This window comes from Zoogloea dura (assembly GCF_012927165.1).
Classification (GTDB): domain Bacteria; phylum Pseudomonadota; class Gammaproteobacteria; order Burkholderiales; family Rhodocyclaceae; genus Zoogloea; species Zoogloea dura.
The window spans coordinates 73,430-98,206 of sequence record NZ_JABBGA010000008.1 but is presented as its reverse complement, the minus strand read 5'-3'; the positions used below and the strand labels follow the sequence as shown (position 1 = coordinate 98,206).

The 24,777-nt window shown below is 64.4% G+C and carries 17 protein-coding genes; 5 read left to right on the top strand and 12 right to left on the bottom strand.

Annotated features, from left to right (window positions below):
• The 10 genes from HHL15_RS11890 to HHL15_RS11845 all read right to left on the bottom strand — a co-directional run bounded on the left by HHL15_RS11890 (position 1) and on the right by HHL15_RS11845 (position 14,869).
• Entirely contained in the window at positions 1-4,677 is a 4,677-nt protein-coding gene (locus tag HHL15_RS11890; RefSeq protein ID WP_169145984.1) for a glutamate synthase-related protein, read from the bottom strand.
• 267 nt (positions 4,678-4,944) lie between these two features.
• The gene (locus tag HHL15_RS11885) at positions 4,945-6,069 is read right to left on the bottom strand and encodes a deoxyguanosinetriphosphate triphosphohydrolase (RefSeq protein ID WP_169146116.1); all 1,125 of its coding nucleotides are present in this window, start codon (positions 6,067-6,069) and stop codon (positions 4,945-4,947) included.
• Between the two features lie 10 nt (positions 6,070-6,079).
• The gene (gene aroB / locus HHL15_RS11880) at positions 6,080-7,162 is read right to left on the bottom strand and encodes a 3-dehydroquinate synthase (protein ID WP_169145983.1); all 1,083 of its coding nucleotides are present in this window, start codon (positions 7,160-7,162) and stop codon (positions 6,080-6,082) included.
• Positions 7,150-7,677, bottom strand: coding sequence for a shikimate kinase (locus HHL15_RS11875; RefSeq protein WP_169145982.1), 528 nt, complete (start codon positions 7,675-7,677; stop codon positions 7,150-7,152). The genes aroB and HHL15_RS11875 overlap by 13 nt, the downstream gene beginning before the upstream one ends.
• A gap of 49 nt (positions 7,678-7,726) precedes the next feature.
• Positions 7,727-9,796 (bottom strand): Ig-like domain-containing protein, encoded by a 2,070-nt coding sequence (locus HHL15_RS11870; RefSeq protein WP_169145981.1) that lies wholly within the window; start codon positions 9,794-9,796, stop codon positions 7,727-7,729.
• Positions 9,797-9,821: 25 nt separating this feature from the next.
• On the bottom strand, positions 9,822-11,990 hold the full coding sequence (gene pilQ / locus HHL15_RS11865) for a type IV pilus secretin PilQ (RefSeq protein WP_169146115.1): 2,169 nt from the start codon (positions 11,988-11,990) through the stop codon (positions 9,822-9,824).
• Positions 11,991-11,992: 2 nt separating this feature from the next.
• On the bottom strand, positions 11,993-12,520 hold the full coding sequence (locus HHL15_RS11860; protein ID WP_169145980.1) for a pilus assembly protein PilP: 528 nt from the start codon (positions 12,518-12,520) through the stop codon (positions 11,993-11,995).
• A 2-nt stretch (positions 12,521-12,522) separates the two neighbouring features.
• A complete protein-coding gene (locus HHL15_RS11855) occupies positions 12,523-13,200 on the bottom strand; it encodes a type IV pilus inner membrane component PilO (protein WP_169145979.1) in 678 nt (225 codons plus the stop codon).
• Positions 13,200-13,796: a PilN domain-containing protein gene (locus HHL15_RS11850; RefSeq protein ID WP_169145978.1), complete on the bottom strand. Its 597-nt coding sequence runs from the start codon at positions 13,794-13,796 to the stop codon at positions 13,200-13,202. The genes HHL15_RS11855 and HHL15_RS11850 overlap by 1 nt, the downstream gene beginning before the upstream one ends.
• Positions 13,793-14,869 (bottom strand): pilus assembly protein PilM, encoded by a 1,077-nt coding sequence (locus HHL15_RS11845; protein WP_169145977.1) that lies wholly within the window; start codon positions 14,867-14,869, stop codon positions 13,793-13,795. Before HHL15_RS11845 ends, HHL15_RS11850 begins: the two co-directional genes overlap by 4 nt.
• Before the next feature lie 176 nt (positions 14,870-15,045).
• Here HHL15_RS11845 and HHL15_RS11840 point away from each other — a divergent pair, with 176 nt between their 5' ends.
• Positions 15,046-17,346 carry a penicillin-binding protein 1A gene (locus HHL15_RS11840; RefSeq protein WP_169145976.1) on the top strand — a complete coding sequence of 767 codons (2,301 nt, stop codon included), beginning with the start codon at positions 15,046-15,048 and terminating at the stop codon, positions 17,344-17,346.
• Here HHL15_RS11840 and cyaY read toward each other — a convergent pair.
• Positions 17,330-17,650, bottom strand: coding sequence for an iron donor protein CyaY (gene cyaY, locus HHL15_RS11835; protein WP_169145975.1), 321 nt, complete (start codon positions 17,648-17,650; stop codon positions 17,330-17,332). The two genes, HHL15_RS11840 and cyaY, sit on opposite strands and share 17 nt — an antisense overlap.
• A 47-nt stretch (positions 17,651-17,697) precedes the next feature.
• Between cyaY and lptM the strand changes: the two genes are divergently transcribed.
• The 4 genes from lptM to HHL15_RS11820 are packed head-to-tail and all read left to right on the top strand — an operon-like array spanning position 17,698 to position 23,354.
• Positions 17,698-17,886 (top strand): LPS translocon maturation chaperone LptM, encoded by a 189-nt coding sequence (gene lptM / locus HHL15_RS27010; RefSeq protein WP_408065727.1) that lies wholly within the window; start codon positions 17,698-17,700, stop codon positions 17,884-17,886.
• A complete protein-coding gene (gene lysA, locus HHL15_RS11830; protein ID WP_169145974.1) occupies positions 17,883-19,145 on the top strand; it encodes a diaminopimelate decarboxylase in 1,263 nt (420 codons plus the stop codon). Before lptM ends, lysA begins: the two co-directional genes overlap by 4 nt.
• Before the next feature lie 19 nt (positions 19,146-19,164).
• On the top strand, positions 19,165-20,286 hold the full coding sequence (locus HHL15_RS11825; protein ID WP_169145973.1) for an efflux RND transporter periplasmic adaptor subunit: 1,122 nt from the start codon (positions 19,165-19,167) through the stop codon (positions 20,284-20,286).
• A complete protein-coding gene (locus HHL15_RS11820) occupies positions 20,283-23,354 on the top strand; it encodes an efflux RND transporter permease subunit (RefSeq protein ID WP_169145972.1) in 3,072 nt (1,023 codons plus the stop codon). The genes HHL15_RS11825 and HHL15_RS11820 overlap by 4 nt, the downstream gene beginning before the upstream one ends.
• Here the strand turns inward: HHL15_RS11820 and HHL15_RS11815 are convergent.
• On the bottom strand, positions 23,351-24,769 hold the full coding sequence (locus HHL15_RS11815) for an exonuclease domain-containing protein (protein WP_169145971.1): 1,419 nt from the start codon (positions 24,767-24,769) through the stop codon (positions 23,351-23,353). The two genes, HHL15_RS11820 and HHL15_RS11815, sit on opposite strands and share 4 nt — an antisense overlap.
• Between the last annotated feature and the right edge of the window lie 8 nt (positions 24,770-24,777).

Sequence of the window (24,777 nt, the reverse complement as noted above, 5' to 3'; positions counted from 1 at the left end):
TTACGCGGCCTCCAGTTCTTTCTGTTGTTGCGCGGCCATTTCGGCCAGCGCGCGACGGTATTCGTGCGGCATCACCTTGACGAACTTGGCGCGGTAGGTCGGCCAGTCGGCGAGGATGGCCTTGGCGCGTTCGCTGCCGGTGTAGTTGGCGTGACGTTCGACCAGCATCTTGAGCAGGGCTTCGTCGGCCATGCCCAGGTGACGAACGTCGACGCGGCCGTGGGACTCGAGCTCATCGCCCGACTCGGAACCCTTGCGGGCTTCGAGTTCGTCCTCGACCGGCTCCAGGGCCACCTGGGCCATGTTGCAGCGGCCTTCGAAGCTGCCGTCTTCGTCGAACACGTAGGCCACGCCACCGGACATGCCCGCGGCGAAGTTGCGGCCGGTCATGCCCAGCACAACCACGGTGCCGCCGGTCATGTACTCGCAACCGTGGTCGCCCACGCCTTCCACCACGGTGGTGGCGCCGGAGTTACGCACCGCGAAACGCTCGCCGCCCACGCCGGCGAAGTAGGCTTCGCCTTCGGTGGCGCCGTAGAGCACGGTGTTGCCGATGATGATGTTGCTCGGGGTGTCGCACTTGAAGCCGGGCGCCGGGCGCACGATGATGCGGCCACCGGAGAGGCCCTTGCCGACGTAGTCGTTGCCTTCACCCACCAGCTCGAGGGTCAGGCCGCGGGACAGGAAGGCCCCGAAGCTCTGGCCGGCGGTGCCGTTGAGCTTGATATGCACGGTGTCGTCGGGCAGGCCGGCGTGACCGTACTTGGCGGCAAACTGGCCGGACACCATGGCACCGACAGTACGGTTGATGTTGCGCACCGGCAGCTCGATGTTGACCTTGGCACCCGTCTCGAGGGCCGGTTTGGCCAGCTCGATGAGCTTGTTGTCGAGGGCCTTGGACAGGTTGTGATCCTGGATTTCGGTGTGCAGGCGCGGCACTTCGGCGGGGACGTTGGGCTGGTGGAAGATGCGGCTGTAGTCCAGGCCGCTGGCCTTCCAGTGCTCAATGCCGGCACGCATGTCGAGCAGGTCGGCACGGCCGATCAGCTCGTCGAACTTGCGGATACCCATCTGGGCCATCAGCTCGCGCACTTCCTCGGCAACGAAGAAGAAGAAGTTCACCACGTGCTCGGGTTGGCCGGAGAAGCGCTTGCGCAGGGTCGGATCCTGCGTGGCCACGCCCACCGGGCAGGTGTTGAGGTGGCACTTGCGCATCATGATGCAGCCTTCGACCACCAGCGGGGCGGTGGCGAAACCGAACTCGTCGGCACCCAGCAGGGCGCCGATGACCACATCGCGACCGGTCTTGATCTGGCCGTCAACCTGCACGCGAATACGGCTGCGCAGACGGTTCAGGACGAGGGTCTGCTGGGTTTCGGCCAGGCCGAGCTCCCACGGCGAACCTGCGTACTTGATGGAGGACCAGGGCGAGGCGCCGGTGCCGCCGTCATGGCCGGCGATCACCACGTGGTCGGCCTTGGCCTTGGCCACGCCGGCTGCGACGGTACCCACACCGACTTCGGACACCAGCTTGACGGAGATGTCGGCCACCGGGTTGGTGTTCTTCAGATCGTGGATCAGCTGGGCCAGATCCTCGATGGAGTAGATGTCGTGGTGCGGCGGGGGCGAGATCAGGCCGACGCCGGGCACGGAGTGGCGCAGGAAGCCGATGTACTCGGACACCTTGTGGCCGGGCAGCTGACCGCCTTCACCGGGCTTGGCGCCCTGGGCCATCTTGATCTGGATCTGGTCGGCATTGACCAGGTACTCGGTGGTCACGCCAAAGCGGCCGGAGGCGACCTGCTTGATCGAGGAACGCAGGCTGTCGCCGGCCTTCAGCTCGATGTCGCGCTCGATGCGGCTGGCACCGATGATCTCGGACAGCTTGGTGGGCTTGGCGATGGGAATGAAGCGCTTCGGATCCTCGCCGCCTTCGCCGGTGTTCGACTTGCCGCCGATCCGGTTCATGGCGATGGCCAGGGTGGTGTGGGCTTCGGTGGAGATGGAGCCCAGGGACATGGCGCCGGTGGCGAAGCGCTTGACGATCTCCTTGGCGGGCTCGACCTCTTCCAGCGGCACCGGAGCACCGACGGACTTGAGCTCGAACAGGCCGCGCAGGGTCATGTGACGCTTGCTCTGATCGTTGATGATCCGGGCGTATTCCTTGTAGGTGTCGAACTTGCCGGAGCGGGTGGAGTGCTGCAGCTTGGCAATCGCGTCCGGGGTCCACATGTGCTCGTCGCCGCGGATCCGGTAGGCGTACTCGCCGCCGGCGTCCAGGGCGTTGGCCAGCACCGGGTCGGCGCTGAAGGCGGCCTGGTGCAGGCGGATCGCCTCTTCCATGACCTCGAACACACCGATGCCCTCGACCTGGGAGGCCGTACCGGTGAAGTACTTTTCCACCAGGGTCTTCTTGAGACCGATGGCTTCGAAGATCTGCGCGCCGGTGTAGGACATGAAGGTGGAGATGCCCATCTTGGACATGACCTTCATGAGGCCCTTGCCGACCGCCTTGATGAAGTGCTTGACGTACTTGTCGGCGGTTTCCGCGTCGCCCTTGGCCAGTTCGGTCAGGGTCTCGAGGGCCAGGTAGGGGTGCACCGCCTCAGCGCCATAGCCGGCCAGCACGGCGAAGTGGTGGGTCTCACGGGCGGAGCCGGTTTCGACCACCAGGCCGGTGCGGGTGCGCAGGCCCTTGGTGACAAGGTGCTGGTGGATGGCCGAGGTGGCGAGCAGGGCCGGGATGGCAACCTGTTCGGCGCTGACCTTGCGGTCGGAGACGATCAGGATGTTGGAGCCGTCCAGCACTGCGTTCTCGGCTTCGGCACAGAGGGAGGCCAGGCGCGCTTCGACACCTTCCTTGCCCCAGGCCAGCGGGTAGCAGATGTCGAGTTCGGCGGAGCGGAACTTGTTCTCGGTGTAACGGGCGATCTCGCGCAGCTTCGCCATGTCGGCGAAGGTCAGCACCGGCTGGGTGACTTCCAGGCGGTACGGCGGGTTGATCTCGTTGATGCCGAGCAGGTTGGGGCGCGGACCGACGAAGGACACCAGGGACATGACCAGCTGTTCGCGGATCGGATCGATCGGCGGGTTGGTCACCTGGGCGAAGAGCTGCCGGAAGTAGGCGTAGATCGGCTTGGCGCGGGCGGACAGCACGGCCAGCGGGCTGTCGTTGCCCATGGAGCCGGTGCCTTCCTCGCCGCTCTTGGCCATCGGCTCGAGGATGAACTTGATGTCTTCCTGGGTGTAGCCGAAGGCCTGCTGACGATCGAGCACGGAGGCGGCGCACTCGGGCGCGGCCACGGACTCGGGCTCGGCACAGGTGTCGAGCTTGATGTTGATGCGGCGCAGCCATTCCTGATAGGGCTTGGCCGACGCGAGGGACTCCTTGAGTTCCTTGTCGTCGATGATGCGGCCCTGCTCCATGTCGATCAGGAACATCTTGCCCGGCTGCAGGCGCCACTTCTTGACGATCTTCTCGTCGGGGATGGGCAGCACGCCGGACTCGGAGGCCATGACGACGTAGTCGTCATCGGTGACCAGGTAGCGGGCGGGGCGCAGGCCGTTGCGGTCGAGGGTGGCGCCGATCTGGCGACCATCGGTGAAAGCCACCGCGGCGGGGCCGTCCCACGGCTCCATCATGGCTGCGTGGTATTCGTAGAAGGCGCGGCGCTTCTGGTCCATGAGAGTGTGGGATTCCCAGGCTTCGGGAATCATCATCATCATGGCGTGGGCCAGCGAGTAGCCGCTCATGACAAGCAGCTCGAGGGCGTTGTCGAAGGAGGCGGAGTCGGACTGGCCCGGGTAGATCAGCGGCCACAGCTTCTGCAGGTCATCGCCCAGCAGCGGAGAGTGGGTGCCCTTTTCGCGGGCACGCATCCAGTTGTAGTTGCCGCGGACGGTGTTGATCTCGCCGTTGTGGGCGATGTAGCGGAACGGGTGGGCGAGGTGCCAGGTCGGGAAGGTATTGGTCGAGAAGCGCTGGTGCACGAGGGCCAGCGCGGACACGCAACGGGGATCCTGGAGGTCGAGGTAATACTGACCCACCTGGTCGGCCAGCAGCAGACCCTTGTAGTTCACGGTCCGTGCCGACATGGACGGGGTGTAGAACTCCTTGGAGTGCTTCAGCTTGAGGCTGCCGATGGCGTTGGCGGCACGGCGGCGGATCACGTAAAGCTTGCGCTCGAGGGCATCGGTGACCATCACGTCGGGACCGCGACCGATGAAGATCTGGCGGATCACCGGCTCCTTGGCCTTGACGGTGGGCGACATCGGCATTGCCGGGTCGGTCGGCACGTCGCGCCAGCCGAGCACGACCTGGCCTTCGGAACGCACCGCGCGCTCGATCTCTTCCTCACAGGCGAGACGGGAGGCGTGCTCCTTCGGCAGGAAGACGATGCCCACGCCGTAGTCGCCGGCCTGCGGCAGGGTGACGCCCTGCTTGGCCATCTCTTCGCGATAAAGGGTGTCCGGAATCTGGATCAGGATGCCCGCACCGTCACCTTGCAGCGGATCGGCACCGACGGCGCCCCGGTGATCCAGGTTCTTCAGGATCTCAAGGCCCTGAAGAACCACATTGTGAGTTCGGTTGCCCTTGATATGTGCAATGAAGCCGACACCACAGGCGTCATGTTCGTTGGCGGGGTCGTAGAGACCCTGCTGCAGGGGAAGATCCATCTTGTTTTTCCTCGACACAACACAAACCCGGCACCTACATTCCTGTAGCACCGGACCTTCAAACTGCGGAAATCGCCCCGTCCGAACCGTGAAAAAGCCGGCGGCTTCCGGCCAGCCGGCTACCTTCGATCCCGACGAGGAGACCGTTCAAACACATTGGGCGAGGGTCGAATATACCGCTCCAGGCCTTGGTTCTTCAAGGTTTTTTTGCGCCGCCGCATGGAAGCGGGGCCCGTGGAGACCTGCAGGGAAACGGCAGGCAGGGGTTCAGTGGATCTCGCCGACGGCAAAAAGGCGGCGATGTTCCCGCATGGCGTACCGATCGGTCATCCCGGCGATGTAGTCGGCAATGGCCCGAGGGGTGTCAGACCTGGCCATGAGCTGGTACTGCGGTGGCAGCAGACGCGGGTCGTTCATGAAGGCCCCGAAGAGGTCGTGGATGATGCGCCGGGCCTTGTCGGTCATGCGCAGCACCTGGTAATGGTGATACAGGCTCTCCCGAAGAAAGACCTTGAGCGTTCTCAGCTCGGGGAGCATGGCTTCGCTGTAGGCCACCAGCCGGGGAGCCCGGTGCACGTCATCCAGGCTGTCGATCCCGCTGGCAGCGATGTTGCTGCGGGTCTGCTCGATCAGGTCCACGGCCATCAGGTTGATCATGCGCCTGATGGTCTCGTGGATGAGCTTGCGCCCCGAAATCCCGGGGTAGGCCGCCTCCACGACCCGCCGCTGGCGGGCGAAGACCGGCACCTCCTGCAACTGCTCAAGCGTGATGAGCCCGGAGCGCAGGCCGTCATCCACGTCATGGTTGTTGTAGGCGATCTCGTCAGCCAGGTTGGCCAGCTGGGCTTCCACGGAGGGCTGCCGGCCCTGCAGGAAGCGCTCGCCGACATCACCGAGAAGCTGCGCGTTCTTGGGCGAACAATGCTTGAGGATACCTTCGCGGGTCTCGTGCATCAGGTTGAGGCCGTTGAACTCGGCGTAACTCTCTTCCAGCAGGTCGACGATGCGCAGGGACTGCAGGTTGTGCTCGAAGCCCCCCAGATCCTTCATGCAGGCATTCAGGGCGTCCTGGCCTGCGTGGCCGAACGGGGTGTGCCCAAGGTCGTGGGCAAGAGCCACGGCCTCGGCCAGGTCCTCATTGAGGCGCAGGGCCCGCGCGATGGTGCGGGTGATCTGGGCCACTTCGATGCTGTGGGTCAGGCGGGTCCGGAAAAGGTCGCCTTCGTGGTTCACGAAGACCTGGGTCTTGTATTCAAGACGGCGAAACGCCGTGCAATGGACAATCCGGTCCCGGTCCCGCTGGAATTCGCCCCGGGCGGTGGGGGCTGCTTCGGAAATCCGGCGCCCGCGGGAATTGGCCTCGGTGACTGCGTAGGGCGCCAGAACGTACATGGGCACGGCGCTAGGCGCAGCAGGCGTTTATGGTCGCGCGCATCTGCTCGGGCGCGGCCTCGGCACTGATCACCGCCTTGCCAACGGCCTTGAGCAGCACCAGGCGCAAGGTACCGTCGGACACCTTCTTGTCGTGGGACATCAGCTCCAGGTAGCGCTCGGCACCGAGCACCGGCCCGGCTACGGGCAGGCCAGCCCGCTCGTGGATGCGCCGGACACGATTAACGTCGGCATCGGACAGCCAGCCCAGGCGGCGCGACAGATCGGCCGCCATGATGGTGCCCGCCGCCACCGCCTCGCCGTGCAGCCAGGCACCGTAGCCCATGCCTGTCTCGATGGCATGCCCGAAGGTATGCCCCAGGTTGAGCGTGGCCCGCTCGCCCTGCTCGGTCTCGTCGGCAGCCACCACCTCGGCCTTGTTGCGGCAGGAACGCTCGACCGCCTCGGCTAGGGCCTCCGGCTCGCGGGCCAGCAGGCGCTCCAGATGGGCTTCAATCCATTCCAAGAAGGGCAGATCGCGGATCAGGCCGTACTTGATGACTTCCGCCAGGCCGGCCTTCAACTCCCGGTCGGGCAGGGTGTCGAGCACCTTGGTATCGGCCAGGACCAGGCGCGGCTGGTAGAAGGCACCGATCATGTTCTTGCCCAGCGGGTGGTTGATGGCGGTCTTGCCCCCCACGGAGGAATCCACCTGGGACAGCAAGGTGGTGGGTACCTGGATGAAGGGGACGCCCCGCTGGTAGGTGGCCGCGGCAAAGCCGACCATGTCGCCCACCACCCCGCCCCCCAGGGCGATCAGGGTGGTGCTGCGATCACAGCGCTCGGCAAGCAGGCGATCGAAGATCAGGTTGAGGGTCGGCCAGTCCTTGTGGGCTTCACCATCAGGCAGGACGATACGGGTCACCCGGATGCCAGCATCCTCCAAGCCTGCCGCGAAGGCATCCAGATACAGCGGACCGACCACCTCGTTGGTGATCACGGCCGCCCGTTTGGTCTTCAGGTAGGGCAGGATCAGCCGGGCATCGCCCAGCAGACCGCTTCCGATACGGATGGAATAGCTGCGCTCGGCAAGCTCGACGTTCAGTGTTCGCATAGGGTTTGCAGCTCTTTCTCGATCATCCTCACCATGGCATGGGGCGTACCCCGCCCACCCTCGACGATGACATGGGCAGCCTCCCGGTAGAGCGGGTCGCGAGCCACGAACAACTGTTGGAGACGCCCCCGGGGATCGGGCACCTGCAGCAAGGGCCGGCTTCGGTCATGACGGGTCCGCTCCCACAGCACATGGGGCGGCACATTGAGATAGATGACCACACCCCGGCTGGACAGCAGGGCACGGTTCTCGGGTTTGATGACTGCGCCACCACCGGTCGCCAGCACCATGCCGGATTCGTGGGTCAGTTCGTCAAGGGTGTGGGTTTCCCGCTTGCGAAAACCCTCTTCACCCTCGATCTCGAAGATGGTCGGAATCTTGACCCCGGTCCGGACCTCGATCTCGTGATCGCTGTCCATGAACCGGAGTCCGAGGCGCTTGGCCAGCTCGCGCCCCACGGTCGTCTTGCCCGACCCGGGCATGCCGACCAGTACGATACATCTCGGGTGATTCATGCTCCGCCCCCTGCTGCCGGGGCACCGTCGCTGATCCCCGAAGCAGTCGTCAATTGATCGTGATGGTCCTGGCGCTGGCATCACCGCTCGGAGAGGTCACGTTGATGGTGACTGAACCAACCGGCTTGGTGGTGCACTTGGTGCCTTCGACCACGATGGTGTGGAAGGTACCACCCGGCGCATTCGTGTTGGGCACAGTTTCGTTGCCCTGGGGAATGGAGACGCTCGCCTTCACGGTTTCACCGGTGTCGTTCTGATAGGTCACACCCGACACGGCGGAAAGACTTGCGCCCGCCGGCATCGGGTTGTTGTTCACATCGGACAGACGGAAGGTGAAGCTGCCCGTGCAGGCCGGCAGGGCGGGCATGGAGAAGACGGAAGGCGTCAAGGTTCCAATCGCAAAACTCGACAGCGTGATGACGATGTTGCGACGGACATGGGCAGCACCCCAGACACCATCGCAGGTACTGGCCTTGTAAGGGGCGTTGTAATAGCGGCCGTCGGACGGATAGGACGGGCAGGCGGCAGTGTTCGCCGAGCTGAACTGGATCTCGCGCTCACCTGAAGACCACCCCTTGTTTTCGTTGTTATCCACAAAGGCATCGCCCAAGTCGCGGAAGGTTTCGCCCGCATCGAAAACGTTGTTCGTGTTCGCGTCGTCAAAGCTCTCCTCGCCCTGGGCGTAGGCCAGGATGGTCACCCGACCGGCGGTTACACCGAAAGACGACGGCTCGCTATCGACACGGGGACGCAGCTCTCCGCTGGTGATGTTCACCGAGCAGGAACCGGCCGCAGTCGTGCAGGAGGGGTCGATGCCCGCGCCTTCGCTGATGAAGTTGACCACCGTGCCGTCGGCCACCGGGTTACCGAGGCGGTCAAAGGCGTAGACCGTGGCCGTGGTGCGGGTGCCATCACGGTTCCAGCCTTCGATGTTGAAGGTGCCGACAGACAGGGAGAAGCGGTCCTGGGTCGGGCGGCCAGTGGAAATGGTGAGGTTGGTGGACTGGGTCTTGATCGTCGGGTCTTCAACCAGCGTCGCAGTCACCCAGACCGGGGTCGGCACGGAGCCGGCGGACACGGTCACGCTGACCAGGCCCGACGAATCGGAGGTTGCCTGGACAGTGCCGGAGGTCTGCCCATTGAGCTTGATACCCCCTACCCGGGTGGACAAATCGAAGCTGACCGACTTGGATGCCACAGGCGTATTGGTGCTATCAACCACCTTGAAGGTGACGACGGAATCCGAGCTCAAACCTCCGCCGCCGGTACCTGCCAGCACGATGGACGACGGCGCGGCGGAGACATAGCCGATGTTGGATGCCTTGGGGGCGGCCACGGCAATGGTCGTCTGGGCACTGGCCCCCTGCACCGTCGCCGTGATGGTGTCCGTGCCCGCGCAACCCTTGTCGGTGTACGTGGCCGTGGCAATGCCATTCACCGTGGAAACACTGCTGGTAAGGTTGGCCTTGCCGTTGCTGGCACAGCCGGAAGCGAAATTGACGGTGAGCGGCGTCGGACTCAGGCTGCCGTTGAAATAAACCTGCACGGACACCGAAGTACTTCCGTACGCGCTCAGGGAAGTGGTGTTGGCAGCAAGCCCGGAAAGGGTCACGACGCCAGGGCTGACGCTGTAGGCCACTTTCTGGGTTACCGCGGTACCGCTCACATCGACTGTTGCACTGACTTCCGCTGCCCCGCTTGAGGACAGGTCGGCAGCCAGCAGGGTGATCGTGGTATAGCCGTTGGCGTCGGTCAGGCGCGTACCGGAGGCGGGATCGAATGTGGCCAGAGCGCTATTGGTCGTGAAGGTCACGACCTTGTTGGCAAGCGGCGCCCCCGCTGCAGTCAGCAGCAAGGCCCTGACGGTCAGGGGTTTTCCGGAAGTCAGATTGTTGCTGACCGCCCCCGTCCCCGCATCCACGAGGGCCAGGGTGAACTTGGGCGCCTGGGCAGTCGTGTCGGTGCCCGACCCGCTACAGGTCAGGAAGCCGCCAGGGCAGCCCGTATTGCTGCTGCCTCCGCCTCCACCGCCACCACAGCTGGCAAGCGCAAGGGCGGCAAAGGCCGGTACGAGAAGGCGGGCATGCGAGCGCACGCCCGCGGTAAGGAAGTCAAGCATGGGTTATTCCATTCAGGCCGGTGTATCAGCGCAATCCCAACTGTTCGTTGATGATGCGGGGCGTAATGAAGACGAGCAACTCGGTTTTGTTGTCGGTTCTCTCATTGCTTCGGAACAGATAGCCAAGCACCGGCAGATCGCCGAGGACCGGAATCTTAACCGTATTGTTGGAAACATCCTGTGTGTAGATGCCACCAATGACGATCGTGCCGCCATTTTCAACCACGACTTCGGTCTTTACATGCTTGGTATCAATGGGCACGTTGCCGTTCGCAACGGGACGGTCATAACGCGGCTGGTCCTTGTTTACCTCGATGCTCATCATCACCTTGCCGTCCGGAGTGATCTGCGGCTTCACTTTGAGGGCGAGGTTGGCTTTCTTGAACGACACCGTAGGTGCGGTCGTTCCACCACCCTGGGTCTGGAACGGCACCTCGGTCCCTTGTTCGATGAGTGCTTCAACCTTGTCTGCCGTCATGACGCGGGGTCTGGACACCACCTTGCCCCGACCATCCGCTTCCAGCGCCGAGACCTCCATATCAATGAAACGGGTTGCCGCGCTGTTCCACAAGGCCAGGGAAAAAGCTCCTGCCTGCTTGCCGTTGATCGTGGAGGCCGGCAGGTTGACGCCCAGAGACTCATTGAAATTGGGCATGGTAATGATTTGCCCGGCCTGGTAGCCCGTCGAATTAAGCGTGCCTGATCCGAAGGTATTCCGGTACACCGAAACACCATCCTCGGTCTTGCCCAACAGCCCGCCTGTCTTCCCCCCAAAACCAAGGCGCACGCCGAGGTTACGGGTGAAGGTATCGGTGGCTTCGACAATCTGGGCTTCGATCAGGACCTGACGTACTTCCACGTCGATTTCGGCGATCAGGCGACGCAACTCTTCCAACCGCGAAGCCACGTCGTTGACGAAGAGCTTGTTGCTGCGCTCATCCGGCACCACGCTTCCACGTTTGGAGAGCACGCTTTGATCCTTGCTCTTGAGAAACTCCGCAACACTCTTGGCCTTGTGATAGTTGATCTGGAAACTCTCAGTACGCAGGGGCTCAAGATCACCAATCTGCGCCTTGGATTCGAGATCGAGCTTCTCACGCGCAGCAAGCTCATCCCTCGGCGCGATCCAGATCACGTTGCCGTTCTTGCGCATGTCCAGTCCACGAGCCTGCAGAATGATGTCGAGCGCCTGATCCCAGGGCACATCCTTGAGACGGAGGGTCAGGTTGCCCTGCACCGAATCACTGGTGATGATGTTGAAATTGGTGAAGTCGGCAATCACCTGCAGCACCGAACGCACATCAATATTCTGGAAGTTGAGAGAGAGCTTCTCTCCTCCGAAGCGCAGCTTGCCCGTACCCTGCACCAGCTTGTTCGGATCTTCCCTGACCGGCTTCACCTCGAGCACGAACTGGTTGTCGCTCTGGTAGGCGTTGTGCTCCCAGAGGCCGCGGGGCGTCACCGTCATGCGCGTGTTGCCGCCCTGCGCCTGGGTCACCACCGACGACACCGGCGTACCGAAATCGACAACGTCGAGCTTGCGACGGAGCTGCTCCGGAACATCGGTCTTGAGGAAATCGACAATCAGGCTGCTGCCCTGCTGACGGATATCGATCCCAGCGTTCGGATCGGACAGGTCCACCACCAGGCGCCCCTCACCATCCTTGCCACGCCGGAAGTTGATGTCCCGGACGGCGTGCCGCTCACCCACGGCTGCGGGCGGGGCAAACTGGGCCGACTGGGTTGCCGCGGCGGAGACATCCCTCAACTGACTGGTCGCCAGCGTGATGTAGACATCCCGACCTTCCAGGCGTGTTTCATAGGGGTAGATCTTGGACAGGTTCAGGACCAGCCGGGTGCGATCCGCCACCTGCACGACATTCACGCTGCGCAGATCACCCGTATTGAGCGCCTGACTGTTCCGCCCCAGGCCATTGCCCGTATCGGGAAAGTCGAACGCGATGCGTGCCGGACTGGCAACACTGAAGCTACCCGGCGGTGCAGCCAGCGGCTGCGCCATGGTGAGCTTCAGGACAATGTTCCCGCCTTGCTCTGCCGCAATGATCTTTTCAATCCGGTTGCCCGTGACTGCCTCTGCCTGCGGTGCCTGTGCAAGCAAGGGGGCGACGGGAAAAACAGCACCCAGCACGGCAACCACGACCCATGCGCCAAATCTGACGCTACAACGTCCCATTTTCATTTCTTCGCCTCCTGAGGCGCCTGCTCCTGCAGTTGCAGCGTACTGATGCGCTCGGTCCATTCGCCACCGGCGTCCTCGACGAGCTCTTTCAGAGTGATTTCGGATTCGGCAATCGCGGTAATGCGACCATAGTTCTGCCCGAGGTAGTTACCGACCCGGACCTGGTGCAAGGTCTTGTCCACGACAACGATCGCGTGGGCCTGACCACCCTTCATCAGGACTCCGACCATCTTCAGGGACTCCAGCGGATAGGACTCAAGCGGCTCACGCCGCCGGTTTGCATCGGGAGCAAACTGCCCCCCTTTCTTGTCGGGTTCCAGCTTGGCAGGACGGAAAGGGTCCACCAGCGAAGCCCCTTCGTAGCTCACCTCAACCGCTTTCTGGATCGGGGGAAGGGGCTTGAGATTGGGCTTGAGATCCCTGGAGGCTTCCGCCATCCAGGTCCGGAGATCATCCTGCTGGTCCGAACATCCGGCCAAGGCCAGCATGACCATGGCCGGAACCACCAGCGTCAGTCGCATCATCCTCACTTCTTGCCCGCCTTTTCCTTGGCTTTTTCCCTGCGGATCCTGGCAACTTCCTCATCGTCCAGGTACCGGTAGGTCACCGCCGTGGCATCGAACTTGAGGTTACCGTCCTTGCCTGTTTCGATGGCAATGTCGTTGAGGGTCACGATGCGCGGCATCTTGGCGACATCACTGACGAACTCACCAAGATCATGGTAATTGCCGGTGACCCGCACGGCGATGGGCAACTCCGCATAGAAATCCTTTGAACCCTCCGAGCCCGGCTTGAACAGCTCGAACTGAAGCCCCCGGCCCAACCCCGCCTGGTTGATGTCAGCAAGCAGGGATTCTATTTCGGAGCGGTTGGGCAACTGCTTGAGCAAGGCGCCGAACTGACGGTCGATCTCACTGAGCTGACGACGATACTCAGCCAGATTGACGGCCTGCCGCTTCTTGGTCAGCCAGTCTTCCTTGAGCGTGAGCTCCTCCTTCTCCTTGGCCTCGAGCCCGGCAAGCTGATCGCTCCAGTCAAACCACCAGCCACCGGCGACAATGGCGGCGAAAAGGGCGACCAGGGTTGCGATCCGCGGCAACAACGGCCACTGGCCTGGATCATTGGGGTCCAGGCCCTGGAAATCCCTGAGCAGCGCCTGCATGTCCAGCGAACGCAGATTTTCGAGCGAATCCTTGAAGCCCATTACGGCTTACCTCCCGGACCGGCGGCACCTTTGGCCTCGATCCCGTCCTGTGCCTTGGCACGCTCCACGCTCACATTGAGGCTGAACTCGCTGACCCTGCGAGTATTCAACACCGCAGCCTTCACCTCGACGAGATCGGCGCTCTGGAGATGAGGCGAGGCTTCAAGGTTGCGCATCAGGTTGGAGACACGGGCATTGGACTGGGCATAACCAACCAGATTGATGCGCGGCCCCGTCTGCTTGAGCGCCTTGAGATAGACACCCTCGGGAAGCTGGCGGGCCAGTTCATTGAAGACCAGCACGGTCTCGGTACGGTTGGTCTGCAACGACTCGATGACCTGTTTGCGCGACAACAGGGCCTCCGCCTGCTCCCTCAAGCCCTTGATCTCCACGATGTCCTTGTCGAGAGCGGCAATTTCCTGTTTCAGGAAGGCATTCTTGGCATCCTGACCATCCACATAACCCGCGATGAGGGTATGCCCGATGAACCACACCACCAGGCCGGCGAGCGCCATCAACGCAGACAACAGGATGAACTGCTGGCGCCGGGCCTTGCGCTTTTCTTCCCGGTGGGGAAGGAGGTTGATGCGGATCACAAGTCAAACCTCCGCAGGGCAAGGCCACAGGCCACCAGCAAGGCGGGCGCATCTGCAGCCAGATTCTTGGGACGGATCTTGGAGCTCAGGCTCATTCCGGAGAAGGGATTCGCAATGTGGGTATCGACCTGGGTACGCCCGGCCACGGTCTCGGCGAGACCCGGGATGACCGCACAGCCGCCCGCCAGAACGATGTGATCAACCTGATTGAACTGGGTTGAGGTAAAGAAGAACTGCAGGGCCCGCGACACCTCGAGGGCCAGCGCATCCATGAAGGGACGGAGCAATTCGGTCTCGTAACTCTCAGGCAGGGAACCGGTGCGCTTGCCGCTCTCGGCCTCTTCGAGGGACATACCGAAGTGGCGCATGACATCCTGGGTGAGCAGGAAGCCCCCGAAAGCCTGCTCCCGGGCGTAAACCTGCACACCATTGCGCAGCACCGAGACATTCATGACATTGGCACCCGCATCGACCAACGCGATGATCTTGTCCTGGCCCCCTTCGGGAAGATCCGCCTGGACCAGCTCGAAGGCCGACAAGGACGCGTAGGACTCCACATCCATGACCAGCGCCTTCAGGCCCGCGGCCTCGGCAGCAGCCACCCGATCCTCGACCTTTTCCTTGCGGGATGCCGCGATCAGCACCTCATCCTCGTCGGCACCCGACGCGGCCGGCCCGATGACCTGAAAATCCAGATTGACTTCATCGAGGGCAAACGGAATGTACTGATTGGCCTCGGATTCGACCTGCACCTCGAGTTCCTGATCACGCAGACCCGCGGGCAGGATGATCTTCTTGGTGATCACAGCCGATGCAGGCAGGGCCAGAGCAACGAACTTGGTGCTGGTCCCGAGGCGCCGCCACCCCCGGCGGATCGCTTCGGAGACCGCATCGAGGTTGGCAATGTTTCCGTCGGAAACCGCCTCGCGGGGCAGCGACTCGACCGCGTAGCGCTCGACCCGGTACCCCCCCCCGGATGCGGCGGACAACTCGACCATCTTGACCGATGACGACGAAATGTCGACGCCGATCAAAGGACGTGCCCTGGGGCTGAGAAAGGAGAGGTCGATCACAAAAAATCCTGAAAATTCTTTACGTTAGACGCAATTACAACAATCTACTTGAAATCCTAACAACAACAATGACAGGTGTAAAGCAAGCACCGGAAAAAGCACCCGGTCATGCACAGAGCCGCAAAACGCCCGGGCTCGTATAATGCAGGACTTTTCTCCGCTTACCGCCTCCCGATATGCGCTGGGTACTCTACCCTTTCATTGCACTTCTCGGCCTGATCGCCATCGGCGCCGCCATTCTGGCTCTGGCCGTGGCGTTCGCCTGGCCGACACTCCCGTCCCTGGAGTCACTGACCGACTATCACCCCAAGATCCCGCTGCGCGTATACACGGCGGACGGTGAGCTCATCGGCGAATATGGCGAGGAGCGGCGTGCCTTCATCCGCATCCAGGAGGTCCCCGAGGTGCTCAAGCACGCCATCCTGGCCGCCGAGGATGATCGCTTCTACCAGCACTCCGGCGTGGACTTCCTCGGCATCCTCCGCGCAGCAGGCGCCAACCTCGCCACCGGTGGCAAGCGCCAGGGCGCATCGACGATCACCATGCAGGTCGCCCGCAACTTCTTCCTGACCCGTGAGAAGACGATCTCCCGCAAGCTCTACGAGATCCTGCTGGCCTTCAAGATCGAACAGAACCTCACCAAGGACCAGATCCTCGAGGTCTACATCAACCAGATATTCCTGGGCCGTCGGGCCTATGGCTTTGCCGTCGCATCCCATACCTATTTCGGCAAATCCATCCGCGACCTGAGCATTCCGGAAGCCGCCATGCTAGCCGGCCTGCCCAAGGCCCCCTCGGCCTACAACCCGGTGGTCAACCCCAAGCGCGCCGCCCTGCGCCAGCAATATGTGCTGCGCCGGATGACCGAACTGGGCTTCATCACCGAAGAGCAACAGCACAAGGCCATGGAGACCCCGCTCAAGGTGGCCAGCAGCTCAGCCGACTTCGGCGGCAGTGCCGACTACGTGGCCGAAATGGCGCGCCAGATCGCCTACGAGCAGTACAAGGAAGAGACCTACACCCGTGGCATCAAGGTCATCACCACCATCATCAAGACCGAGCAGGAGGCAGCCCACCGGGCCCTGCGGCGCGGCATCATGGACTACGATCGCCGTCACGGTTATCGAGGCGCCGAGAGCTATGCCGACCCGGCGCGCCTGAACACCCAGCAAACCGAGTCGATGGACGAGATTCTCTCCGAGACGCCCGACTATGACGACATGCTGGCTGCCATCGTAATCCAGGCCGGCGGCGGAGCCGTCACCGTATATCGCTACGGCGAGAGCATCCGCCTGAGCGGCGACGGCCTGCGTTTCGCGGCCTCCATGCTCAGCGACAAGGCGCCCCCCAACAAGCGCATCCGGGTCGGCGCCATCGTCCGCATCAACCGCCAGGACAATCGCTGGGAGATCACCCAGCTGCCCGATGTCGAAGGCGCGCTGGTCGCCGCCGACCCGCGCACGGGGGCCATACGCGCCCTGGCCGGCGGCTTCGACTTCAACCGCAACAAGTTCAACCACGCCACCCAGGCATGGCGCCAGCCCGGCTCGAGCTTCAAGCCCTTCATCTACTCGGCCGCCTTCGAGAAGGGCTATGGCCCAAGCAGCATCGTGGACGACTCCCCTCTCTCCTTTCCGGCTGGAGAAACAGGCAGCCAAGCCTGGGAACCGAAAAACTACGACGGGAAATATGATGGACCGATGTCCATCCGCTCGGCCCTGGCCCGCTCCAAGAACATGGTGTCGATCCGCCTGCTCAAGTCCATCGGCCCGCGCTACGCCCAGGACTACATCACCAAGTTCGGCTTTGATGCGGAACGTCACCCGGCCTACCTGACCATGGCGCTAGGTGCCGGCTCGGTGACGCCTTGGCAGATGCTGCGCGGCTACTCTGTCTTCGCCAACGGCGGCTACCGGGTGGAGCCCTACCTGGTGAAGGAGATCCGCGACGAGGCCGGGAATGTGCTGGCCCGGGTGGACCCGCCGGTAGCCGGTGAAACCGCAGAACGGGCCATCGACGAACGCAACGCTTACCTGATGGACTCGGTAATGAAGGATGTGGTGCGCCGGGGCACAGCCACCAAGGCGCTGGTGCTCAAGCGTGGCGACCTGGCCGGCAAGACCGGCACCACCAACGAGTACGTGGACGCCTGGTTCTGCGGCTACCAGCCCACCGTGGCCGCCGTGGCCTGGATCGGTTTCGACCAGCCGCGCAAGCTGGGCAGCGGCGAGACCGGCGGCGCAGCAGCGCTCCCTATGTGGATCAACTACATGCGCAAGGCGCTGGAGGGCGTGCCGGAAACCTACCCGACACCGCCGGGCGGCCTGATCCGCATCCAGCCTGCGGGTGGCGGCAACGACGAAATGATCTACCAGGAAAACCTGCCGGCAGCTCCGCCGGAAGCGCCTCCCGAGCCCGCCAGCGCCCCCTCCGAGGAAGCGGCGCCGCCCAGCAAGCCGGTCAGCCCGCCAGCGTAACCGACTCGCCGGCCTGCTCCGACATGCAGCGGGACAGTACGGCATAGAAATCCGCCCCATCCCGGGTGCCGACCCAGCGGCCGGCCTCGGGACGGAAGTGGAAGCCACCGGACTTGGCCGCCAGCCAGATCTCGCGGGCCGCGCTGTGGCGGTTGACGATGATCTTGGTGCCGCTTTCGAACTCCACCTCGATGATGCCGCCGGGCTTCACCTCGTAATCGATCTCTGCCGTACAGGCGTCGAGCAAACCCTCCAGGCGATCCAGTTCTGCATCCGCCAGGGCATTGAAATCCGCTTCATTCATCGTCTGAACCCTTGTTCTGTTAACATTTGCGTTTTTGCGCGAAACCCATGCGAACCCTCGCCCTCACTTTCGCCGCGTGCGGCGCACTCCTGCTGGCTGGCTGTGGCATCAAGGGTCCGCTCTACTATCCGCAGATTCCCAAGCCCGCGGCCAAACCGGCCGAAACCGCACCGGCTCCTGCCCGGTCGGCCCAGGCAGATCATAACAAACCCGCATCCCAGGACCCCGCCCAATGACCACCGCCCTGCCCGTGCCGACGCTGCAAGCCGGCCCCGCCGGCCTGACCCTTGAAGGTGTCGCGCTGGCCGATATCGCTGCCCGCTTCGGCACCCCGACCTACGTCTACTCCCGCGCCGCCCTCACCGCAGCCTACGAGAGCTATCAACAGGCCCTGGGGCAGCGCAAAGCGCTGGTCTGCTACGCCGTCAAGGCCAACTCCAACCTCGGCATCCTGTCCGTCTTCGCCAGGCTCGGCGCCGGTTTCGACATCGTCTCGGGCGGCGAGCTGGCCCGCGTGCTGGCAGCCGGTGGCGACCCGGGCAAGGTCATCTTCTCGGGCGTCGGCAAGAGCGTCGACGAGATGCGCTACGCCCTCGAGACCGGCATCGGCTGCTTCAACGTGGAATCCGCCGCCGAACTCGACCGCCTCAACGAAGTCGCCAGCAGCCTGGGCAAGCGCGCGCCGATCGCCTTCCGGGTCAATCCGGACGTCAATCCCAACACCCACCCCTATATCTCCACCGGCCTGCGCGGCAACAAGTTCGGCGTGGCCTTCACCGAAGCCCTAGACCTCTACCGCAAGGCAGCCTCCCTGCCGCACATCGAGATCAGCGGCATCGACTGCCACATCGGCTCCCAGCTCCTCGACCCGGCCCCCATGACCGAAGCCGCCGAGAAGATCCTCGGCCTGGTTGACCAGCTGGCCAGCGAAGGCATCAAGCTCGACCACATCGACCTGGGCGGCGGCCTCGGCATCCGCTACCGGGACGAGGAGCCGCCCACCCCCACCGACTACCTCAAGCCGCTGCTGGCCTGCTTCGCCGGTCGCGAAGAAGCCCTGTGCTTCGAACCGGGCCGCTCGCTGGTGGGTAATGCGGGGCTGCTGCTGACCCGCATCGAATACCTCAAGCCCGGCGTCGAGAAGAACTTCGCCATCATCGACGCGGCCATGAACGACCTGGCCCGCCCGGCCCTCTACGACGCCTACCACGAGATCGTCGCCGTCGCCCCCCGGGACCTGCCCGCGACCCGCTACGAGGTGGTCGGCCCCATCTGCGAGAGCGGCGACTTCCTGGGCCACGACCGGGACCTGTCGGTGGCCACCGGCGACCTGCTTGCCCTGCTGTCGGCCGGCGCCTACGGCATGACCATGAGCTCCAACTACAACACCCGGCCGCGGGCCGCCGAGGTGCTGGTGGACGGTGACACGGTCCACCTGATCCGTGAGCGCGAGACGCTCGAACATCTGCTGAAGGGCGAACGCCCCCTGCCCTGACCTCACTGCCGACATGCCGATGGCCAAGATCAAGCGTTTCACCCCCCGGGTTGCCCTTATTCTTGCCATCGGCCTGGCGGGCTGCTCCAGCAAGCCCGACACCCCGTCCGCCTCCAAACCTGCCAGTCCGCCTCCCACCCTGATCACCACCACCAGTGCCCGCAGCATGGCGCTGGACGTCACCGAGGACACCCTCGGCACACTCGAGGCGCTGATCGACCCGAAGATCGGCGCCGAAGTGGCCGGCCGCGTGACCCACGTGCTGGCCCACAGCGGCGAGCGGGTCCGCAAGGGGCAGCGCCTGGCCGAGCTGGACGCCAGCGATTTCGAGATCCAGGGTGGCGCCGACGCCGCCGAAATTGCCCGCCTGGAGGCCCTCGTCGCCCAGGCCGAGCGGTTTGCCGCACGCCAGCAGGACCTCGTCGCAAAGGGCTTCATCGCCCGCAATGGAGCGGAAGACAGCCTGGCCCAGCGCGACGCGCTGCGCGCCCAGTTGGGCAACGCACGGGCGCGCAGCCAGGCCACCCGCAACAACCTCGGCCGCACCCGGGTGGTCGCGCCAGCAGATGGCGTGATCGAAACCCAGATTGTGTCGGTCGGGGATTACGTCAAGGTCGGCGACCCGCTGTTCCGCCTCGTCTCGAACCGCATCCTGCGCGCCCACCTGCCCTTTCCCGAATCGGCTGCCGGCCGCATCCGTGCAGGGCAACCGGTACGCCTGAGCCTGCCTCACACCCCCGGGCGGGTCATCCGCGGCCGCGTCGAGGACGTGAAGCCGACCATCAATGACAGCAGCCGGGCCCTGGACGTGCTGGTCCGGGTGGACAACGAGGATGCGCTGCTGTCGGGCGGCACCGTGAATGCGTCGGTGATCACCGGCAGCAAGCCGGCTGCCGTGGTGGTCCCTGAACAGAGCGTGGTGCTGCGCCCGGCAGGCAAGGTGGTGTACGTCATCGCCGACGGCAAGGCCAGCCAGCGCGTTGTCGAAGCCGGGGTCAAGCGTGACGGCCTGGTGGAGATCGTCAAGGGCCTGAGCGCCGGTGAAACCCTGGCCGAGGACGGCGCGGGTTTCCTGACCGATGCCGCCGCCGTCACCGTGAAGGGCGCAGCACCCCGCACTCCGGCGCCAGCCAGGCCATGACCCTGCCCGAACTGTCCATCAAACGCCATGTGCTGGCGTGGATGATGAGCGCCGTGCTGGTGCTGGTCGGGGTGATCGGCTACCAGCGGATCGGCATGGACCGCTTTCCTTACATCGAATTCCCGGTGATCTCGATCACCACCACCCTGAAGGGTGCCAACCCGGACATCGTCGACTCGAGCATCACCAACGTCATCGAGTCGGCCATCAACAGCACGCCGGGCATCGAGCACGTGCAATCCACCTCGTCGCCGGGTGTGTCGGTGGTCAACATCACCTTCAACCTCGAGAAGAAGGTGGACGTGGCCTTCAACGAAGTCCAGTCCAAGGTCAACCAGGTATTGCGGCGCCTGCCCAAGGACGTCGATCCTCCCGTAGTGGCCAAGGTGGAAACCAACGCCCAGCCGGTGATGTGGCTGGCCCTGCAGGGCGACCGCACCCAGCAGCAGCTCAATCAGTACGCCATCAACGTGCTCAAGAAGCGCCTCGAGACCATCGACGGCGTCGGCGAGGTGCGCCTCGGCGGGCGCCGCGACCGGACCATCCGGGTGAACCTGCTGCCCGACCGCATGGCCGCCCATACCGTCACGGCGCAAGACATCAGCGACGCCTTCGCCAAGGAGCACGTGCAACTGGCCGGCGGCTTCGTGGTCGGCCAGAAGACCGAAAGCCTGGTCAAGCTGGACCTGGAATTCCACCAGGTGGACGCGCTCCGGCAGATGGTGATCGCCTGGCGCGACAAGGCCCCGATCCGCCTCGGCGACGTGGCCGAGGTGGAGGACGGCCTCACCGACAACCGCCAGCTGGCCCGCTTCAACGGCAAGACCACCGTCGGCCTGGGCATGGTCAAGATCGCCAACGCCAACACCGTAGCCATCACCGAACGCATCCAGGAACGCCTGGACCGGGATCTCCGCCCCGCTCTGCCGCCGGGCATGAGCCTCTCGGTGGTGTCCAACGACGCCGTGTTCATCCTCGAGATTGTGGACTCCCTCAAGGAGCACCTCATCGAAGGCACCCTGCTGGCCTCGCTGGTGGTGTGGTTCTTCCTGCGCTCGGTACGCTCCACCCTGATCATCGCGCTGGCCATCCCGGTCTCGCTGATGGGCGCCATCGCGGTGATCTACTTCGCGGGCTTCACCCTCAACTCCCTCACCATGCTGGCCCTGCTGCTGCTCATCGGGGTGGTGGTGGACGACGCCATCGTGGTGCTGGAGAACATCTTCCGCCATCGGGAAGAGCTCGATCCGGACCCCGTCTCGGCAGCCATCAACGGCAGCAACGAGGTGGTCTTCGCGGTGATGGCGGCCACCCTCTCGCTGGTCTGCATCTTTGCGCCGGTGGCCTTCATCTCCGGCATCATCGGCCAGTTCTTCCGCAGCTTCGCGCTGGTGGTGACCTTCGGAGTGCTGGTGTCCCTCTTCGTGTCCCTCACCCTCACGCCCATGCTGTGCTCGCGCTACCTGCGGGTGGAGAAGCAGCATGGGCCGGTCTACCGCGCCTTCGACCGGTTCTTCGAGGCCATGGATGCGCTCTATGTGCGCCTGCTCGAAGGCGCTCTGACCCACCGTATATGGGTGCTGCTGGCGACCCTCGCCGTGGTGGGCTCCAGCGCCTTCTTTTTCGCCAATGTGGGCAAGGCCTTCACGCCGGAGCAGGACGAGGGCCGCTTCCTGGTCTCCCTGCGCACGCCGTTGGGCTCCAGCATCGACTACACCGACAGCAAGCTGCGTGAAGTGGAGGCGATCCTCGACCGCCATCCGGAAATCCGCTCCGAGTTCGCCCTGATCGGCCTGGGCAGCGCCGGGCAGGTGAACCAGGGCACGGTGGTGGTTCGCATGCTGCCGCGGGAAGAACGCACGCTGAAGCAGCAGGACATCATCCCGCTGCTGCGCAAGGAGTTCGCCCAGATCGCCGGCGCGCGGGTCTTTGCGGCGCCCTACCCGATGGTCCAGGGCCAGCGCGGCGAGCCCCTGCAGTTCGTGCTGACCGGCGACAACCTTCAGGAGCTGGGCCGCCATGCGGTCGCCCTGCAGCGCAAGCTGGCCACGGTACCCGGCCTCGGCCGCATGGACAGCGATCTGCAGCTCGACCTGCCGCAGCTGGTCTTCGCCCCGGATCGCCTGCGCATCGCCGACGCAGGGCTGACCACCCAGGACGTGGCCCTCGCCATCAACATGCTGACCGGCGGAGTGGACATCGCCAAGTTCAACGACGAGCCAGGCGACGGCCAGCGCTACGACATCCGCGTCAAGGCCCGGGAAGGCAGCTTCACCCAGCCTTCCGACCTGTCGAAGATCTTCCTGCGCAACAAGACCGGCCAGTTGGTCCGCCTGGACAGCGTCGCCGGCTTCAAGGAGGCCCTCGGGCCGGCGGTGGTGGGGCGTTTCGACCTGCAGTACGCTGCCACCTTCTATGCCACGCCGACCCTGCCGCTGGGCGAGGCCGTGGAGGTGGTCAAGGCGGCCGCCACCGAACTGCTGCCCACCGGCTACCAGATCAAGCTGATCGGCCAGGCGGAGGAGTTCGGCAAGACTCAGAAATACATGAGTTTCACCTTCGCCCTGGCCCTCACCCTGCTCTACATGGTGCTGGCCAGCCAGTTCAACAGCTTCCTGCAGCCGGCAATCGTGATGCTGGCCCAGCCCCTCGCGATCGTCGGTGGCGTGGCGGCCCTGTGGGCCACAGGCCAGACCCTCAACATCTACTCGATGATCGGCCTGGTGCTGCTGATCGGCCTGGTCGCAAAAAACTCCATCCTGCTGGTGGACCTCACCAACCAGCGCCGCGCCGAAGGCCTGCAGGTCGATGCGGCCCTGCGCAACGCCTGCCCGATCCGCATGCGGCCGGTGCTGATGACCTCCGCCACGGTGATCCTGGCCCTGGCCCCCGCGGCGCTGGGATTCGGTGCCGGCAACGAGACCAACCAGCCCCTCGCCATCGCAGTGATCGGCGGCATGGTCAGCTCGACCCTGCTCACCCTGGTGGTGGTGCCGGCGGTGTATTCGCTGGTGGAGGGGTGGCGGGAACGGCGGCGCAGCGGGGCGCTGGCCCGCTCGGCAGACTAAATCGGCTCCAGCGGCTCAAGTGGCGTAATGGCGGCCTTGCCGGCCGGCGTGTCGAACCAGCGCAGCAGGATGCGGTAGGTGTCGAGATCAAAGCGGGCGGCAGGTTGCACCGCCCGCAAGGTCTGCAGTGCGGCCTCGTCGTCCACAGTGCCGAGCAGGCACCAGCGGTCGAGGAGATGCCAGGCCTCCCGGCCGGTGTCCGGATGCCGCTCATGCACCGCGACCGGCCCGGCCCAGGGCCAGCGTTTGAGACGCAGGCTTTCCAGCACCTTGAGCAGGCGCTGGTCGTGTTCGGCGGCGCTTTCCTTGCCGGCACAGACTCCAGCGCAACGCTTCGCCGCATGGGCCAGGCAGGGGCCTTCGGCCCAGGCTTCGGTACCGATGCGGCGGGGGCACAGCTTGTAGAGGGTAGCCAGCTCGCGCAGCGCGTTGTCGGCTTCCTTGCGCGCCCGGAAGGCGCCATACACCTCGCCCCAGGCCTGCGGATCGGCCCCGTTGAGCGGCTCCCGCGACAGCACGGCGCCGCGCTGGCGGCCGGCATCGTAGCGCAGACCAAAGACTGCCTCGGTCTCGCTTGGCTGACGATTCTCGGCGGGCTTGAGCTGCCGGAGCAGCTGCGACTCGAGGAGCAGGGCGCCCAGCTCGCCTGCCGTGACACGCCAATCCACCCGGCGCACCTGCTGGGCGATCTTGGCCTCCTTGCCCTTGCGCGCTTCGCCGGAGAAATGGCTCATCACCCGGGAACGCAGGCTGACGCTGCGACCGACGTACAGGGGCAGATCGTTCTCACCATAGAACAGGTAGACACCCGGCCCTTCGGGCATGCCTTCGAGCACGCCTTCCGGCAGCCCCGCGGGCCGGTTGGGTGCCTTCATGGCCTTGACGATGGCCATGTCGAGCACGTCGCGCTCGAACTGACCCGCCACCATGCCGGCGAACTGGTGCAGCGCCTCGGTATCCCCCATCGCCCGGTGACGGGCTGTACAGGTGAGGCCATGCCGCTCGATGAGGGCGTCGAGGCCATGCCGGTGATGTTGGGGAAACAGGGCGCGCGACAGCTTGACGGTGCACAGCACCGGCGCGTCGAATTCCTGGCCGATGCGCTGGAATTCGTTCTTGAGGAAACCGTAGTCGAAGCGGGCGTTGTGGGCGGCAAACACACAGTCTGCGAGCAGGGCCCGCACCTGGTCTGCCACCGCCGCGTAGGGCGGCGCATCCGCCACCATGGCATCGGTGATGCCGGTGAATGCCTGGATGTTGGCCGGAATGGGGATGCCTGGATTGACCAGGCTGGACCAGCGTTCGACCAGCTCGCCGTTCTCGACCCTCAGGATCGCGATTTCGGTGACCCGGTCGATGACCGGGTTGGCGCCGGTGGTCTCGACGTCGATGAAGGCGAGCTTGGGGGCGAGCAAGACGGTGG

Bases quoted from the DNA above. Each gene is read 5' to 3' on its own strand.
- HHL15_RS11890 (WP_169145984.1), bottom strand. From the start codon at position 4,677: ATGGATCTTCCCCTGCAGCAGGGTCTCTACGACCCCGCCAACGAACAT.
- HHL15_RS11885 (WP_169146116.1), bottom strand. From the start codon at position 6,069: ATGTACGTTCTGGCGCCCTACGCAGTCACCGAGGCCAATTCCCGCGGG.
- aroB (WP_169145983.1), bottom strand. From the start codon at position 7,162: ATGCGAACACTGAACGTCGAGCTTGCCGAGCGCAGCTATTCCATCCGT.
- HHL15_RS11875 (WP_169145982.1), bottom strand. From the start codon at position 7,677: ATGAATCACCCGAGATGTATCGTACTGGTCGGCATGCCCGGGTCGGGC.
- HHL15_RS11870 (WP_169145981.1), bottom strand. From the start codon at position 9,796: ATGCTTGACTTCCTTACCGCGGGCGTGCGCTCGCATGCCCGCCTTCTC.
- pilQ (WP_169146115.1), bottom strand. From the start codon at position 11,990: ATGGGACGTTGTAGCGTCAGATTTGGCGCATGGGTCGTGGTTGCCGTG.
- HHL15_RS11860 (WP_169145980.1), bottom strand. From the start codon at position 12,520: ATGATGCGACTGACGCTGGTGGTTCCGGCCATGGTCATGCTGGCCTTG.
- HHL15_RS11855 (WP_169145979.1), bottom strand. From the start codon at position 13,200: ATGGGCTTCAAGGATTCGCTCGAAAATCTGCGTTCGCTGGACATGCAG.
- HHL15_RS11840 (WP_169145976.1), top strand. From the start codon at position 15,046: ATGCGCTGGGTACTCTACCCTTTCATTGCACTTCTCGGCCTGATCGCC.
- cyaY (WP_169145975.1), bottom strand. From the start codon at position 17,650: ATGAATGAAGCGGATTTCAATGCCCTGGCGGATGCAGAACTGGATCGC.
- lptM (WP_408065727.1), top strand. From the start codon at position 17,698: ATGCGAACCCTCGCCCTCACTTTCGCCGCGTGCGGCGCACTCCTGCTG.
- lysA (WP_169145974.1), top strand. From the start codon at position 17,883: ATGACCACCGCCCTGCCCGTGCCGACGCTGCAAGCCGGCCCCGCCGGC.
- HHL15_RS11825 (WP_169145973.1), top strand. From the start codon at position 19,165: ATGGCCAAGATCAAGCGTTTCACCCCCCGGGTTGCCCTTATTCTTGCC.
- HHL15_RS11820 (WP_169145972.1), top strand. From the start codon at position 20,283: ATGACCCTGCCCGAACTGTCCATCAAACGCCATGTGCTGGCGTGGATG.